The sequence below is a fragment of the Cryptosporangium aurantiacum genome (assembly GCF_900143005.1).
Lineage (GTDB): Bacteria > Actinomycetota > Actinomycetes > Mycobacteriales > Cryptosporangiaceae > Cryptosporangium > Cryptosporangium aurantiacum.
This window is the reverse complement of record NZ_FRCS01000002.1, coordinates 650,095-664,845: the sequence shown is the minus strand read 5'-3', so window position 1 is coordinate 664,845 and position 14,751 is coordinate 650,095. Positions and strand designations below refer to the sequence as shown.

Here is a 14,751-nt window from a genome sequence, read left to right as displayed (position 1 = left end):
ATATCGACGAGCGCGGATCCCGTCGAATCCGCCTCGACGCGCCTCGCGCGGCTGGTCGCGCGTGGGTACCCGGAGCTGTGCCCGAGCTTCGTCCGTCGGATGTGCCGATCGAGCGGAGCCCGTGACCTCTTTCTACGCCGCTTCTCCGGGCTACGGAAGGGGTCCTGAGCAGTACGTTCATACTCCGAAGCCGCCCGGTTTCACCCCGCGGCGGACACCGCAGGCGCTGACGCTCTGTTGGCGGCCCGGCTACGTTGTGCTAATCGCGACAGTCTCGACGAATCGGAACGTCCGCGGTGACGGCCGTACCAGACCATCCCCGCCAGTGCCGCTGCGCCGACCCCGAAGCCGACCGCTGCGGTGGCGAGTACCGGCGTCGACGGGCGGACAAAGCGGGTGGGCAGCGTGACCGGCCGGCGGAACACCAACGTCGGCCAGCCGCGTTCGGCGGCGGCCTTGCGCATCCCGCGGTCGGGGTTGACCGCGAACGGATGCCCGACGGTCTCGAGCATCGGGACGTCGCTGACCGAGTCCGAGTAGGCGTAACAGTCGGCGAGGTCGTATCCCTCGCTCTCGGCGAGGTCGCGAATGGCTGCTGCCTTCGCGGGTCCGGCGGCGTAGTACTCGATCTCGCCGGTGTAGTGCCCGTCGACGACCGCCATCCGGGTTGCGACCACCCGGTCGACGCCGAGCAGCGCGCCGATCGGTGCGACGACCTCTTCTCCCGACGTGCTGACGATGACGACGTCCCGGCCGGCGGCGCGGTGCTCGCCGATCAGTGCGGCGGCCTCGGCGTAGATCGTGGGCTCGATGAGCTCGTGCAGCGTTTCGGCGACGATCTGCCGAACCTGGCTGACGTTCCAGCCGGTGATCATCGCGGTGACCGAGTCCCTGATCCGGGCCATCTGCGCTTCGTCCGCACCGGCGCGCTGGAACATCAACTGTGCGTAGGCGCTGCGCAGCATCGCCCGTCGCGTGATGAGCCCGCCCTGGTAGAACGGCCGGCCGAACGCCAGCGCGCTGGACTTCGCGATCACGGTCTTGTCGAGATCGAAGAACGCCGCGCTTCTAGCGGCTGCGGGGGTTACCGTAGTACCGGATTCCGGGCTTAGGGGGTCTGCGGGTAGATGACTACCACTGTCCACATTTGGGAGACCGGCGGTGGGTCGCTCGTCGCCTGCGCTGGCGCTCACGCTCATGGACGGAGTGTATGTCTCGCCCCGCAGCAAGACTCGATTCCGGCGCTGTTCGTCGGCGTCGCGCATCCCCGGCGGGCACCTAGGAAATTTCTTACGGATCTTGTTTCCGGTCGCTCTCGGTTGCAGAATCTGCCCGGGTTGCGCAATGATCAATGGGGGTCTCCGTGCGTGCCGAGAAACGGAGAAGCAGACACGTCATAGACGACTCGGTACTTCCCAGATGCCCTAGTTGACCGCACCCCCCCCGCGGTCATCTGGGCGGGTTCGGCTCGGCCCCCCCGGAGCCGGACCCCGGACGGTCCCCGCCCACCCCCCCGGCGGGGACCGTCCCCTTTCTCTGGGACCCAGCTGTTGGGCGCAGCTCTAGGACACACAGTTCCCGGATTCACATCCGGTATTTCTTGCTGCTTCTCGTATCTCTGCGCGCTCTCGGGCGAATCTGCGCCGAGACATAGCGAAGACCAGGGAAAACAGACTTGGTGACGATTCTCGGGCGATAGCACGTGAGTCGAGTGACGAGCAGTTGTCCACCGGGTTGATCCAGCGCGCGCGAAGCCTGTGGACAACGTTTCCGCAGGCAGTTTCGTTCGGGACGGTGGTCGGGTCGATTTCGCGATCCACCGCCGGAGGAACACATGTCGCCGCCCGAGGCACGACCGCTCGTTTGCGTCCGCGACGCGGAGTTGGCCGACTGTCTGCTCCGCCTCGGCGCCGCCGCAGGCGCGGACGTCGAGGTGCCGGTGGATCCCGTCGGAGCACGGCCACTGTGGAGTGAAGCGCCACTGGTCGTCGTCAGCATGGACGTCGCGGCCGAGTACGCCGCGGCGCGGTTGCCGCACCGCGCCGGGCTGGTCATCGTGGTCGACGAACAGCGAAACCATCCGGACGATCCGATCGTCTGGCGGTTGGCCGACGAACTCGGCGCCGAGCACGTCGTCTTTCTCCCGACCGCCGAGGCCTGGCTGGTTGACCGCTACGCCGAAGCGGTCAATGGCCCGCGGGCGCCGGGGAGGGTCGTCGCGGTCGTCGGTGGGCGCGGTGGTGCCGGGGCGAGCGTCCTGGCCACGGCGCTGGCCGTCACCGCGGCGCGCACCGGGTCACGGGCGATGCTGGTGGACGCCGACCCGCTGGGCGGTGGCCTCGATCTGCTGCTCGGCCGCGAGAACACGGCCGGTCTGCGATGGCCAGACCTCGTCGACACGGCCGGCCGGATGAGCCCGCCGGCCCTGCACGACGCGCTGCCGCGGGTGGGAGAGCTGTGTGTGCTGTCCTGGGATCGCGGCGATGTCCTCACGATCCCGACCGAAGCGGCGGAGGCCGCGTTGGAAGCCGGACGGCGGTGCTCCGACGTCCTGGTGGTCGATCTCCCACGTCGTCCGGATGACGCGGCCGTGCGGGCACTGCAAGCGGCCGACCTGACGCTGCTCATCGTCCCGGCGGAGGTGCGGGCGTGTGCGGCGGCGTCCCGGGTGATGCGCGCCGTGCGTCCGCACTGCGCGCGGCTGGCCTGTGTGGTGAGAGGCCCGGCTCCGGCCGGGTTGCGGTCGGTCGACCTGGCGACCTCCCTGGAGCTGCCGCTGGCCGGCGTTCTGCGCGCCGAGCCCCGTCTGGCCGCGACGCTCGAGCGAGGAGACGTACCGGCGGCCTCCGGGCGCGGGCCGCTCGCCGACTTCTCGCGTCGCCTGCTGGCTGACCTGGGCGTCACGGAGGCGCCGGGATGAGCAGCGCCGACACGTTGACCGACCGCGTACGTCGTCGACTGATCACGCTGGGTCATGCTCCGACACGGGCGGCGGTGGCGACCGCGGTCCGCGCGGAATACGGATCGCCGATCGGCGATCAAACGCTGGTGACGCTCACCGCGCGGTTGCACGCCGAACTCGTCGGCGCCGGTCCGCTGACGGCTCTGCTGGCCGACGCCGCGGTCACCGACGTTCTGGTCAACGGCCCGCAAGAGGTGTGGGTCGATCGTGGTGCCGGCCTCCAGCGAGTCCACTGTGACCTCGGTGATGACACGGCGGTGCGTCGACTTGCGCAACGGCTTGCGGCCGCGTGCGGACGCCGGCTGGACGATGCTTCCCCGTTCTGTGACGCACGGCTTCCGGACGGGACCCGGTTGCACGCGGCGCTGCCGCCGGTGGCGGTGGCCAACGTCCACCTCTCGCTGCGGACGTTCCGGCCGCGGGGCTTCACGGTCGACGAGCTGGTGGGCGCGGGCACGCTGACGCGCGAATCGGCGGCGATCGCCAGGGCGGTGGTCGCTCACCGGCTGGCGTTCCTGGTCACCGGTGGCACCGGCAGCGGCAAGACGACGCTGCTGGCCGCCCTGCTCGGCGAGGTACCCGGAGACGAGCGGCTGGTCGTCGTCGAGGACGCGACCGAACTCCGGCCGACCCACCCGCACGTCGTCTCGCTGGAAGCCCGCCCGGCCAACGCCGAGGGAGCGGGCGAGATCCCGGTCCGGACGCTCGTCCGGGAAGCGCTCCGGATGCGACCCGACCGGGTCATCGTCGGTGAGTGCCGGGGCGGCGAGGTGGTGGAGCTTCTCGCCGCGCTGAACACCGGTCACCGCGGTGGAGCAGGCACTTTGCACGCGAACGCACTGGACGACGTCCCGGCTCGGATCGAGGCGCTCGGGCTCGTCGGCGGGCTGGGGCGGGACGCCGTGCACGCCCAGCTCGCCAGCGCCGTCCAGGTCGTGTTCCACGTCGTACGGCGTCCACCGGGGCCGGGTGGTGCGGGCGGTCGAATCGTCACCGAGATCGGCGTCCTGCAGGTCGACGCCGACGGGCGGGTGGGCGTCGGGCCGGCGTGGCGTCGGGACGGTGGCCCTACGCCCGGGCTCGAACGCCTCCGGGCGTTGCTGACGAATCGGGGTGGTGCGCCGTGAGCAGCGTGCTCCCGGTGGTCGCCGCGTCGGCGCTGCTGCTCGCGGCGGTGTTGCTGGTGGTTCCGGGCGGCGTGCGCGGTCGGCTCCGGGTGGTGGCGCGGCCGGTCGGCGTCGGGCACGCGGGTTCGGCGACGACCGTCCCTCGGTTGCTCGGAGCGCGGCGTCGCCCTGGCGCGGCACGACGGTCCACGACGTCGCTCTTCGGTGTGGTGCTGCTGGTCGCCGCGGTGCTCGCGGTGGCGGTGGCCGGTCCGGTCGGGGGCGGTGCCGTGCTGGCGTACGGGATCGCCGGTCGGCGCGCGTACTCGCGTCGCAGCCGGGCCAGGGCCGACGACACGATCCGGGCGCTCGGCGCCGTCGCTCTCGCTGGGCTGGCCGACGACCTCCGCGCCGGCCGGACGCCGCTCGCCGCGCTGCACGCGGCCGTCGCGGCGCTGGAACGCGGCCCGGTGACGCCGCCGGTCGCGACCGCGCTGGCGGCGATTCGGAGTGCGGTGGTGCGCCATCCACCGGGCGATGTCGTCGCGGCTCTGCGGGCCGTTCCGGGGCCGCTCGCACCGGCGCTGCACCGCCTCGCGGCTGCCTGGACGCTCACCGACTGCGGGATCCCGCTGGCCGAGGTCGTCGGACAGCTGGACGTCGAGTTACGGCGGCTCGGGCGGATGCGGGAACGGGCGGCGGCACGGACGGCATCGGCACGGACGACGGCCCGGTTGGTCGCCGGGCTACCGATCCTGGGTCTCGGCCTTGGACAGCTGCTCGGAGCCCAGCCCTACGCCGTACTCACCGGCACCACCGCCGGCGCCGCGTGTGCGGCGGTCGCGATAGCACTCCACCTCACCGGCTTCTGGCTAGCGGACCGGCTCGGTCGGGTGGTGGTCGAATGAGCGGCTCCAGTGTGGCCGCGGCCGGGGCACTGGTGATCGCGGCCGTCCTGCTGGCCATCGGGCGCTCGGCGCCGCGGCGTCGGCTCCTCCGAATCTCTCGGCATCGGCGCACGACCGGTCGCCCCCGGGTCGACCGGGCGTCGCTGCTGCGCCACGGGACGCCGCTCCTGGCCGGGCTGGCCACCGCTGGGCTGCTGAGTGGGTGGGTCGGTGTGGTGGCTGGGGTGCTGGTCGGCCTCGCTACCTGGCGGGTCGTGCGGCGGCTGCCCTCGCCGGAACTCGGCCGCGAACGGGCGGTGGCGGCGGCCGAACTGCCGTACGCGATCGACCTGCTGGCCGCGGTGCTGCGGTCGGGGGCGCCGCTCGACCGTGCGGTGACCGTCGTCGGCGCGGCGATCGACGGACCGCTGGGTCGGCGGTTCACCGAGGTGGGTCGGGCGCTCCGGCTCGGCGTCACCGGGGGAGCGGGCTGGCAGGCGCTCACCGACGTGGTCGGCGCGGACGGGTTCGTGCCTGCGGCGGTGCGGGCTGCCGACAGCGGTGCGGCGTTGGCCGCCACCTGCGTCCGGTGCGCGGCCGATCTGCGCGAGCGTCGGGAGGCCAGAGCCGAAGCGGCGGCGCAGCGCGCGGGCGTGCTCCTGGTGCTGCCGCTCGGATTCTGCTTCCTTCCAGCGTTCGTCCTGGTCGGCGTGATTCCGATCCTGCTCGGGGTGCTCGATGACGTGCTGTCCTGAGCGGCCGGTCGGCACTGTTCCCTGCTCCCGCGTGCGTACGGGGGAGATCCGGTTGCCGGGACGAGCCCGGCCGACGAGAGGAGATGTCCATGCCCCAGACCCCGACCGCACTCGCGCGTCGACAGCGCCCCGCCGGGGGTGCCGGGTGGGTCGCCCGGCTCCGGTTGGCGGGCGAGGCCGGGATGAGCACGGCCGAGTACGCGGTCGGAACGATCGCGGCGGTGGCGTTCGCCGGAGTGCTGCTCAAGGTCGTGACGTCGCCGAGCGTTCAGTCGGCGCTGACCGCGATCATCGCGAAGGCGCTCAAGGGATAGACCGGCGGTCGGCGGGGTCGGTGACCGCGGAGTTGGCCGCGGCCATCCCGGTCGTGGTGTTCCTGCTGACCGCCGGCCTCGCCGCACTCACCGCCACGACGACGCAGCTGCGGTGCGTGGACGCGGCGCGGGAGGCCGCGCGGGCCGCGGCCCGCGGTGACCCCGGTGCCACCGCGGCCGGGCAGCGGGTGGCGCCCGATGGGGCCACCGTGCGACTGGTCCGTGACGGCGAGTTGATCCGGGTCACGGTGTCGGCTCCGCTGCCGGCGGTGGGGTGGGCGTGGTCCGGTCGGATCGTGGCGACCGCGGTCGCCGAGCCCGAACCACCGGCCCTCCCATGATCCGGCCCCGCCAGCTTGAGCCGCATCCCGCGGCCAGGCCGTGTCGCGGGGGTTGCCTGCGCGGCGCTGTGGGCAGCGCTTCGGTGCTGGCGCTGTCCGTCGGCCTCGCGCTCCTCACGGTCGCGCTCGGCTTCCAGGCCGTCGGTGGAGCCGCGGTCGCGCGGCATCGGGCCGGCCTCGCCGCGGACTTGGCTGCGCTGGCCGGTGCGCTACACCTCGCGGAGGGGGCGACCGCGGCCTGCGCCCGCGCCCGCGTGGTGGCCGCGGAGAACGGCGCGGACTTGGTCGGCTGCGCGGTGGTCGGCGCGGATCTCACGGCGACGGTGACCGTCGTGCCGCGTGGTCCCGCGGCACTCGTCGGCCGCGCGTCCGCCCGCGCCCGCGCAGGCCCGGTCGCCCGCTAAGCCCAGCGCGGCCAGCCCCACCGAGCGGGCCGGCGCCCAGGGCGTCCGGCGCAACGGGCCCTGCGCGCCGGGCTCGCCGCCCAGGGCGCCCGGCCCTCCCCGCCGGCCGCGCCGCCCGGCCCTCCGCACCGACCGCGCCGCCCAGGGCGCCCGGCGCAGCCGGCCCTACACGCGGGACTGGCCGCCCAGGCCTACACGCCGGGCGGCGGGGCGATCCGCTTCACTCGGGGACGCGGCCTCCGAAGAAGACCTGCGTCTCGGTCAGCCGACCGTCCCGCACCGTCGCCACCTCAGCGTTGCGGTATCGGCCGCCACCCACCAGCTCGTACTCGTACAGCAGGAACACCTCGTCCGCTCCCACCTCGACCAGGTGCACGATCCGCTGCTCAACGAACCGGTCCGCGGTCGGGAAGCACCGCTCGAGGTACGCCGCCCTGTCGATGTGGTCGTCCTGCGGACTCGTGAACACGTAATCCTCGGCCAGCAACGCCTCGATGGCCGCCCGGTCCTGCGCCTGATACGCGGCCACGGTAGCCCGGACGATCTCTGCGTTCGACATGGCCACATTGTGGCCCGCGCCCGCGCAGCGTGGCCCCCGGTGACTCCCGCGCAGAAAAGCGGCGACTCCCGCGCAGAGAAGCGGCACCGACGAACCGGCGCCTCAGGACGCCGGGGACACGCTGCTCATGTTGAAGTCGGGCACCCGAAGCGACGGCATCGCGGTCCGGTGGAAATAGTCTCCCCACTCGCGTGAGAACGCCGGAACCGTCGTACCGGCCAACGAGAAGCGCGACAGCAGATCGATCGGGCTCTCGTTGAACCGGAAGTTGTTCACCGCCCCCACGACCTCCCCACCCTCGACCAGGTACACGCCGTCCCTGGTCAGGCCGGTGAGCAGCAACGTCTGCGGATCCACCTCGCGGATGTACCAGAGGCAGGTCAGCAGCAACCCGCGATCGACGCCGGCCACCAGGTCGTCGACGCCGCCGGTGGCGCCGGCCACCTCCATGATCAGGTTGCCGACCATCGGGGTGACCGGAAGGCCGGTCAACTCCGCCGACCGCCGGGTCTGCAGCAGCGCGTTGAGCTTCCCGTTGCGGATCCAGTCGGTGGGGCCCAGCGCGAGCCCGTTGTCGAACACGCTGCTCGTCCCCGAGGACGCCCGAGCCAGGACGAACGGCGCGGACTGCAGGCCGGGCATCGTCGGGTCCGAGCGCAGCGTCACCGGCTGCGGCGTCAGCCGCTCACCTACCCGCGTGCCGTCGCCGGGGCGCGAGAACACGGTCCGGCCCTCGTGCGCCGACCGGCCGCCCATCTCCCAGTACGCGTAGATCATGAGGTCAGCCACCGCGGTCGGCGGCAGCACCGTGTCGTAGCGGCCCGGAGCCAGCTCGATCCGCCGCTCCGACCAGGCCAGCCGGCGCGCCAGCTCCGCGTCCAGAGCACCGATCGACACGTCGGAGAAGTCCCGCGTGGCCTGGCCGACCCACGCCGAGCGGGCGAGGTCGGTGGCGACCTTCCCGGTGATGCCGATGTGGCCCTGCGGCTGGACGTGCCGCAACCGCAACCCGGTCGAGGACCCGAGGTAGTAGGTGTCCACTTCGTGCTCGACGAACCCGTAGAGCAGCCGACCGGCTCCCCGCGCGGACCCGAACGCGTCGCCCAGCGCCGGCGCCACGGTGTCGAACACGTCGATCGACGTCTCGACGGGCGGCTCGTCCCAGTCCGCTGCGGCGTCGCCTTCCACCAGCGGCTGGGCGTCGTCCGCGGCACCGTTCCCGCGGGCGGTCTCCTCCGCCGCGCGGACCAGCGCCTCGATCTCGTCGGACGCCACCGCGCTGCGCGACACGGCGCCGCTGGCAACGCCGGTGCCGGTGCCGATCGTCGAGATGACCGTGACTGACCGGGACCGCATCACGCCGTTCGTGGTCAGCGTGTTCGTCGCCCACCGCAGGTTCGCGCTGGTCGACTCGCCGGCGATGACGATGCATCCGTCGCTCTTCGCGAGAGCGAGCGCCTGCTCGACGATGTCCTGCGGCCGCAGCGCGCCACTTCCCGACCCGGCGCTCATCGGCCGCCCTCCTGCACCGTGTTGAGGATCGAGACGTTGCGGAACAGCGCGCTCGGGCAGCCGTGCGATACCGGCGCGACCTGGCCCGGCTGGGCCTTACCGCAGTTGAACGCACCACCGAGCCGCCAGGTGGACGGGCCGCCCACGGCCTCCATCGAGCCCCAGAAATCCAGCGTGTTGCTCTGGTAGGCCACGTCGCGGAGCTGCCCGACCAGCGCGCCGTTCCGGATCTCGAAGAACCGCTCGCCGGTGAACTGGAAGTTGTAGCGCTGCATGTCGATCGACCACGACTTGTCGCCGACGACGTAGATGCCACGTTCGACGCCGCTGATCAGGTCCGCGGTCGAGACGTCGGTGGCGGCCGGAGCGAGCGACACGTTCGCCATCCGCTGGATCGGCACGTGGCCCGGCGAGTCCGCGTACGCGCAGCCGTTCGAGCGCGAGACGCCCAGCTCGGAGCCGAGCAACGCGGCCATGCGCCGGTCGAGCTGGTAGCCGACCAGCGTCCCCTTCCGGACGATGTCCCAGCTCTGCCCGGCCACACCCTCGTCGTCCCAACCGACCGTGGCCAGCCCGTGCTCGACGGTCCGGTCACCGGTGACGTTCATGACGTCCGAGCCGTACCGGAGCGTCCCGAGCTTGTCCGGCGTGGCGAACGAGGTACCCGCGTAGTTGGCTTCGTAGCCGAGCGCGCGGTCGAGCTCGGTGGCGTGGCCGATCGACTCGTGGATCGTCAGCCAGAGGTTCGACGGGTCGATGACCAGGTCGTAACGGCCCGCCTCGACGCTCGGCGCGGCCATCTTTGCGGCCAGCAGCTCCGGCAGCTCGGCGAGCTCGGCATTCCAGTCCCACCCGGTACCGGTCAGGTACTCCCAGCCGCGTCCGACCGGCGGCGCGAGGCTGCCCATCGTCTCGAAGCGGCCGCCGTCGGCGTCCACCGACAGTGCCTGGATGGTCGGGTTGACCCGGACGCGCTGCTGGGTGACGACGGTGCCCGCGGTGTCGGCGTAGAACTTGCCTTCGAGTACCTGGGACAGCCCGGCGGTCACGTGCGTGATGCCGTCGGCAGCCAGCAGCCGCTGCGAGTACTCGGCGAGCAGCGCGACCTTCTCCTGCTCCGGCACGTCGAACGGGTTGACCTCGTAGGAGGAGACCCACTGGACGTCCCGGTAGACCGGTTCGTCGGCCAGCTCGACCCGCTCGGTGCTCATCCGGGCGCTCACCTTCGCGACCCGCACCGCGGTTTCGGCGGCCGCGACCACGGCGTCGACGTTTAGGTCGACGGCGGCCGCGAAACCCCAGGCACCGTTGTGAACGACCCGGACGGCGAAGCCGACGTCCTCGCCGTCGTGGCTGCCTTCGAGCCGGCCGTCGCGGAGCGAGAGGCCCTGCGACCGCAACCGTTCCAGCCGGAAGTCGGCATGGCTGACGCCGAGCTCGCGGGCCCGCTGGAGCGCGGCGTCGGCGAACGCCGCGCGGGGCAGGTCGAGGAAACGCTGATCCATCTCGTGCGGCACCCGAACGACACTAGTGTGCGGCCCGTCCAGGGGGCGAGTCTGACAGCCGCGCGCCCTGGGACGGGCGCCGGCGCCGTAGCCCGGAGTCGGCTCAGTACGGGCGGTGCTGCGGGCCCGCGTAGGGGTCGTTGTCCGGGTACGAGTGACCGCCACCGCCGCCGGACTGGTACACAGTCCCGCTCGGGCGCGGCTCCTCCCGGTACGGATCGACCGTCGGGTACTCCTCGGTCCGCTGATCCATCGACGGGTACGCGTCCGTCGGGTGGTTGTCGCCGCGGTACGGCTCGGGCGGCCGGTGCCCGGCGTACGCGTCCGGGGAAGCGGGCGGGTACGGGTCGGGCTGATGGCTCTCGGCGCGGGCCCGTAGGGCCGCCTCCTCCTGCCGCGCGGCTTCCTCGCGGCGGGCCGCCTCGGCCCGCTCCCAGGACGAGATCTCCTCCTGCCGACGGGCCGCCGCCTCGCGTTCGGTCTCGCGCGGGTCCACGTCCTGGCGGGCGCGCGGATCCGATTCGCGGGCATCGTCCGGCTCACGCTTGGCGCCGGCGAGCGCGGCCTTGTTCGCCTTGCGCTCCCGCCTGCGGCGCTTCGACACGCTGAAGCCCCATCGCATGAACCAGAGGCCCAGCATGAACAGGATGCCGATCGCGACGCCGATTAGGACCAGCGTCCGACCGTTGAGGTTCGGAATGTTGAGTCCGAAGAAATGGACGTTCGCCGTGTCGCCCGGCTGCAATGCCAGCCCCACCCCGAGGGCGATCGCCACTGCGGCGAGCAGCAGGCCCAGCAGAACCATGGTCCGCGTCCTCTCCGAATCAGCCCGGTTCCTCAGCAACCGACCCGTCGGCTACCGAGGGTGTGACCCCCCGACCTGGAGGCCAAACGTACTCTGTTGAACCGCCGCGCGCCGCACGCGGTCGACGACTGCTGTCAGCAACCGGACAGCACCTGCTTTGTCCAGTGGATCATTGCCGTTGCCACATTTGGGCGAGTGCACGCAAGAGGGGCAACCGGCCGCACAGTCACAATCGGCAATGGCGTCCCGGGTCGCCGCGAGCCAGTCGACCGCCGCCGCGAACCCGCGCTCCGCGAAGCCAGCACCGCCCGGGTGGCCGTCGTAGACGAAGACCGTCGCGAGCCCGGTGTCCTGATGCGACGCGGTCGACAGGCCGCCGATGTCCCACCGGTCGCAGCTGGCCACCAGCGGTAGCAACCCGATCGCTGCGTGTTCCGCCGCGTGTGCCGACCCTGCGACGTCCAACTCCTCGAGCTCCGCCTCGGCCAGCACCGACTCGTCGAGCGTGTACCAGACCGCCCGGGTGCGCAGTTGCTGCGGCGGCAGGTCGAGCGGCTGCTCGTCCAGTACTTCACCGGTGACGATCCGCCGCCGGAGGAACGACACCACCTGGTTGGTGACGTCGACCGTCCCGAAGCAGAGCTGGACGCCGTCGACCTCGACGCGCTGCTCCACCGAGACGACGTCCAGGTCGGTGACGTCTCGGGACTGCGTGTACCAGTCCGGCTCCGCGCGACGGACGAGCGCCACCAGGTTGTCCAGGTCGAGTTCCTCGACGACGAACGTCTCGCCGCGGTGCAGGTGCACCGCCCCGGTGTGGACGCTCGACGGCGCCGACCCGGCGTCGACGGTGCCGAGCAGCCGACCGGTCGCCGCCTCGACGATCGACACCGGCTCGCCGCCGGTGCCGCGGAGGTCGGCGTCCGGACGGCCCCGGGACGTCCAGTACCAACCGGCCGGCCGACGGCGCAGCACCCCGGCCGCGACCAGGCCCTCCAGCGCGGCGCGCGCCGCGTCGCCGCCGAACAGCGGCAGGTCGGCCTCGGTGAGCGGCAGCTCGGACGCCGCACACGCCAGCTGCGGGCCGAGCACGTACGGGTTCGACGGATCGAGCACGGTGGCCTCCACCGGCCGGCCGAACACCGCTCCCGGGTGGTGCACGAGGTAGCTGTCGAGCGGGTCGTCACGCGCGACCAGCACCGCGAGCGCGTCCCGGCTGCCGCGCCCCGCCCGTCCCGCCTGCTGCCAGAGCGACGCGATGCGGCCGGGGTAACCGGTCAGCACGACGGCGTCCAGCCCGGTGACGTCGACGCCGAGCTCGAGCGCGTTCGTGGACGCCAGCCCGAGGAGTTCCCCCGACCGCAGCGCGGCCTCCAACTCCCGGCGATCGTCGGCCAGGTAGCCGGCGCGGTAGGCCGCGACCTGCTCGACGAGCTCGGGCACCGCTTCGGCCAGCGCCCGCTTCGCGCCGAGCGCCACCGCCTCGGCGCCCCGGCGCGAGCGGACGAAGGCCAGCGTCCGCGCCCCGACCGAGACCAGGTCGGCGAGCAGGTCGGCCGCCTCGGCCGTCGCCGTGCGGCGGGTCGGTGCGCCGCGTTCACCGACCACGGGGCTGACCGGCGGCTCCCAGAGCGCGAACGTCGTCGCCCCGCGCGGTGACGCGTCGTCGGTGACGGCCCGCACCGGCGCACCGATCAGCGCACCGGCCGAGCCGGCCGGGTCGGCCACCGTCGCCGACGCGAGGACGAAGACCGGCGCCGACCGGTAGCGCGCGCAGATCCGCCGCAGCCGACGCAGCACGTGCGCGACGTGGGACCCGAACACACCCCGGTACGCGTGGCACTCGTCGACCACGACGAAGCGCAGCCGACGGAAGAACGACGCCCACATGTCGTGCCGGGGCAGGATGCCGCGGTGCAGCATGTCGGGGTTGGTGAGCACCAGGCGGCTGTGTGCGCGCACCCACTCGCGCTCGGTGTCGGGGGTGTCGCCGTCGTAGAGCGCCGGACGGATGCCACCGGGGATGTCGAGCAGCCCGCGCAGTTGGTCGGCGGCGAGCGCCTTCGTGGGGGACAGGTAGAGGGCGGTGGCCCGGTCGTCGGCGAGCAGCGCGGTCAGCGTCGGCAGCTGGTACGCCAGCGACTTACCGGACGCCGTGCCGGTGGCGACCACCACCGACTCGCCGGCCGCCGCGGCCTCGGCCGCTTCGACCTGGTGCGCCCACGGGCGGGTGACCCCGCGCGCGGCGAACGCGTCACGCAGCGGCTGCGGTGCCCAGGTCGGCCAGTCGACGACGACACCAGGCCGCGCCGGGATCCGCTCGACGTGCGTGACCGGGTCGTTCGCCCGACCCGCCCGAACTCGATCCAGCCACGCCTCCGGGCCGCCAGTGATCGACGGGGCCGGGGTTGCTTCGGCGGAAAGTTGGGGAACCACTCAAGCACTGTGCCACGTATGTACGAAGCTTGGCGCCGAGAGATCTGCCCGTTATCGACAGTTCGTAGTGAGATACTGACGGCGGGTAGACACGTCGTGCGTTTGGTCGACCGCAGTACACGTCGGCCGGTGGTTGAATCAGGTCCGAGGTCGGCTCCCAGTGGGGCGGCCGAGTCGGCCGGGCATCCTGGAGGGTCTTCGTGGAGCTGTCGTTGACGACACGAGCCGTGGGACGCCACACGGTTCTCGCGGTCGGCGGTGAGATCGACGTCTACACCGCGCCGCAGCTCCGGGCGGAGCTGATCCGCCTCGCCGACGCCGGGTACGCGCACATCGTCGTCGACATGGAGCGGGTGGACTTCCTCGACTCCACCGGCCTGGGCGTCCTGGTAGGTGCGTTGAAGCGGGCACGGGCGGTCGGCGGGTCGGTGGAGCTGGCCTGTTCCCAGCCGAAGATCCTGAAGATCTTCAACGTCACCGGTCTGGAGAAGGTGTTCGGCATCCACCCATCTGTCGAAGCGGCGGTTGCGGCCGGTTGATGCGCACCGTGAGGTTGGCGTTCTCTCCGACCCCCGCACACGTCCGCACGGCTCGGCTGGTCGCCGTGGCGACGGCGCGGAACGCCGGCGTGGCGGAGGGAGTCCTCGACGAGATCCGGCTCGCCGTCGGTGAAGCCTGTTCACGCGCGGTCGGGCTGCATGTCCAGCACAAACGGTCCGAGCTGATCGAGGTCGAGTTCACCGACGGGCCGCGGTTCGAGGTCGTCGTCCGTGACTGCGCGCCCGCCGATCAGGCGCTGCACGCGGACCTCGCGGTCAGCAACCCGTTCGTCGCGGGCCCGGCGTTCGCCGAGACCGAGTCCGAGGAAGAGGTCGCGGCCGGCGTCGGACTCGCCCTGCTGACCGGCCTGGTGGAAGACGTGACGGTGACGGCCGCCGCCGATCGGGACGGCACCGTAGTCCACATGTCCTGGCCTAAGTAGGGCGGCCCGCCGAGGGGGCGAGCCTGACAGGCGAGCGCGAGGCCTTGAGACCACAGCAAAGGTCGAGGCGGCCTCGCGCTCGACTGCCAGCCTCGTCCTCGGCGGGCTCCAGGTCCGTAGAAAAGCAACGGCGCCTGCGGCGCCTTTGTAAGCAACTGCTCATGGGGACGCTTTGGGCGTGCG

The 14,751-nt window shown here is 72.4% G+C and carries 15 protein-coding genes; 9 read left to right on the top strand and 6 right to left on the bottom strand.

Going from position 1 to position 14,751, the window contains the following annotated elements; genetic code table 11:
• Window positions 1-200: 200 nt before the first annotated feature.
• Window positions 201-1,199, bottom strand: a complete 999-nt coding sequence (locus tag BUB75_RS09865) for an HAD family hydrolase (protein WP_084740628.1) — start codon at window positions 1,197-1,199, stop codon at window positions 201-203.
• A 635-nt stretch (window positions 1,200-1,834) separates the two neighbouring features.
• Between BUB75_RS09865 and ssd the strand changes: the two genes are divergently transcribed.
• The 7 genes from ssd to BUB75_RS09830 all read left to right on the top strand — a co-directional run bounded on the left by ssd (window position 1,835) and on the right by BUB75_RS09830 (window position 6,769).
• Window positions 1,835-2,920 carry a septum site-determining protein Ssd gene (ssd, locus tag BUB75_RS09860; protein WP_073254564.1) on the top strand — a complete coding sequence of 362 codons (1,086 nt, stop codon included), beginning with the start codon at window positions 1,835-1,837 and terminating at the stop codon, window positions 2,918-2,920.
• Window positions 2,917-4,089: a TadA family conjugal transfer-associated ATPase gene (locus BUB75_RS09855; protein WP_073254561.1), complete on the top strand. Its 1,173-nt coding sequence runs from the start codon at window positions 2,917-2,919 to the stop codon at window positions 4,087-4,089. Before ssd ends, BUB75_RS09855 begins: the two co-directional genes overlap by 4 nt.
• Window positions 4,086-4,976: a hypothetical protein gene (locus BUB75_RS09850; protein ID WP_073254558.1), complete on the top strand. Its 891-nt coding sequence runs from the start codon at window positions 4,086-4,088 to the stop codon at window positions 4,974-4,976. The genes BUB75_RS09855 and BUB75_RS09850 overlap by 4 nt, the downstream gene beginning before the upstream one ends.
• A complete protein-coding gene (locus BUB75_RS09845) occupies window positions 4,973-5,710 on the top strand; it encodes a type II secretion system F family protein (RefSeq protein ID WP_073254555.1) in 738 nt (245 codons plus the stop codon). Before BUB75_RS09850 ends, BUB75_RS09845 begins: the two co-directional genes overlap by 4 nt.
• Before the next feature lie 182 nt (window positions 5,711-5,892).
• A complete protein-coding gene (locus tag BUB75_RS09840; RefSeq protein WP_425430877.1) occupies window positions 5,893-6,024 on the top strand; it encodes a DUF4244 domain-containing protein in 132 nt (43 codons plus the stop codon).
• Window positions 6,025-6,044: 20 nt separating this feature from the next.
• The gene (locus tag BUB75_RS09835) at window positions 6,045-6,365 is read left to right on the top strand and encodes a TadE family type IV pilus minor pilin (RefSeq protein ID WP_143175105.1); all 321 of its coding nucleotides are present in this window, start codon (window positions 6,045-6,047) and stop codon (window positions 6,363-6,365) included.
• A gap of 68 nt (window positions 6,366-6,433) precedes the next feature.
• The gene (locus BUB75_RS09830; protein ID WP_178379810.1) at window positions 6,434-6,769 is read left to right on the top strand and encodes an Rv3654c family TadE-like protein; all 336 of its coding nucleotides are present in this window, start codon (window positions 6,434-6,436) and stop codon (window positions 6,767-6,769) included.
• Window positions 6,770-6,989: 220 nt separating this feature from the next.
• Here the strand turns inward: BUB75_RS09830 and BUB75_RS09825 are convergent, their stop codons facing one another.
• From BUB75_RS09825 to BUB75_RS09805, 5 genes are all read right to left on the bottom strand, one after another.
• Window positions 6,990-7,328: a nuclear transport factor 2 family protein gene (locus BUB75_RS09825; RefSeq protein WP_073254552.1), complete on the bottom strand. Its 339-nt coding sequence runs from the start codon at window positions 7,326-7,328 to the stop codon at window positions 6,990-6,992.
• A 102-nt stretch (window positions 7,329-7,430) separates the two neighbouring features.
• Window positions 7,431-8,840, bottom strand: a complete 1,410-nt coding sequence (locus BUB75_RS09820; RefSeq protein WP_073254549.1) for a metallopeptidase TldD-related protein — start codon at window positions 8,838-8,840, stop codon at window positions 7,431-7,433.
• Window positions 8,837-10,357 (bottom strand): TldD/PmbA family protein, encoded by a 1,521-nt coding sequence (locus tag BUB75_RS09815; protein WP_073254546.1) that lies wholly within the window; start codon window positions 10,355-10,357, stop codon window positions 8,837-8,839. Before BUB75_RS09815 ends, BUB75_RS09820 begins: the two co-directional genes overlap by 4 nt.
• Before the next feature lie 91 nt (window positions 10,358-10,448).
• Window positions 10,449-11,150: a hypothetical protein gene (locus BUB75_RS09810; protein ID WP_073254543.1), complete on the bottom strand. Its 702-nt coding sequence runs from the start codon at window positions 11,148-11,150 to the stop codon at window positions 10,449-10,451.
• Window positions 11,151-11,201: 51 nt separating this feature from the next.
• Window positions 11,202-13,586 carry a DEAD/DEAH box helicase gene (locus BUB75_RS09805; protein ID WP_073254540.1) on the bottom strand — a complete coding sequence of 795 codons (2,385 nt, stop codon included), beginning with the start codon at window positions 13,584-13,586 and terminating at the stop codon, window positions 11,202-11,204.
• Window positions 13,587-13,786: 200 nt separating this feature from the next.
• Here BUB75_RS09805 and BUB75_RS09800 point away from each other — a divergent pair, with 200 nt between their 5' ends.
• The gene (locus BUB75_RS09800) at window positions 13,787-14,125 is read left to right on the top strand and encodes an STAS domain-containing protein (RefSeq protein ID WP_073254538.1); all 339 of its coding nucleotides are present in this window, start codon (window positions 13,787-13,789) and stop codon (window positions 14,123-14,125) included.
• Entirely contained in the window at window positions 14,125-14,568 is a 444-nt protein-coding gene (locus tag BUB75_RS09795) for an ATP-binding protein (protein ID WP_073254536.1), read from the top strand. The genes BUB75_RS09800 and BUB75_RS09795 overlap by 1 nt, the downstream gene beginning before the upstream one ends.
• The last annotated feature ends 183 nt before the right edge of the window (window positions 14,569-14,751 follow it).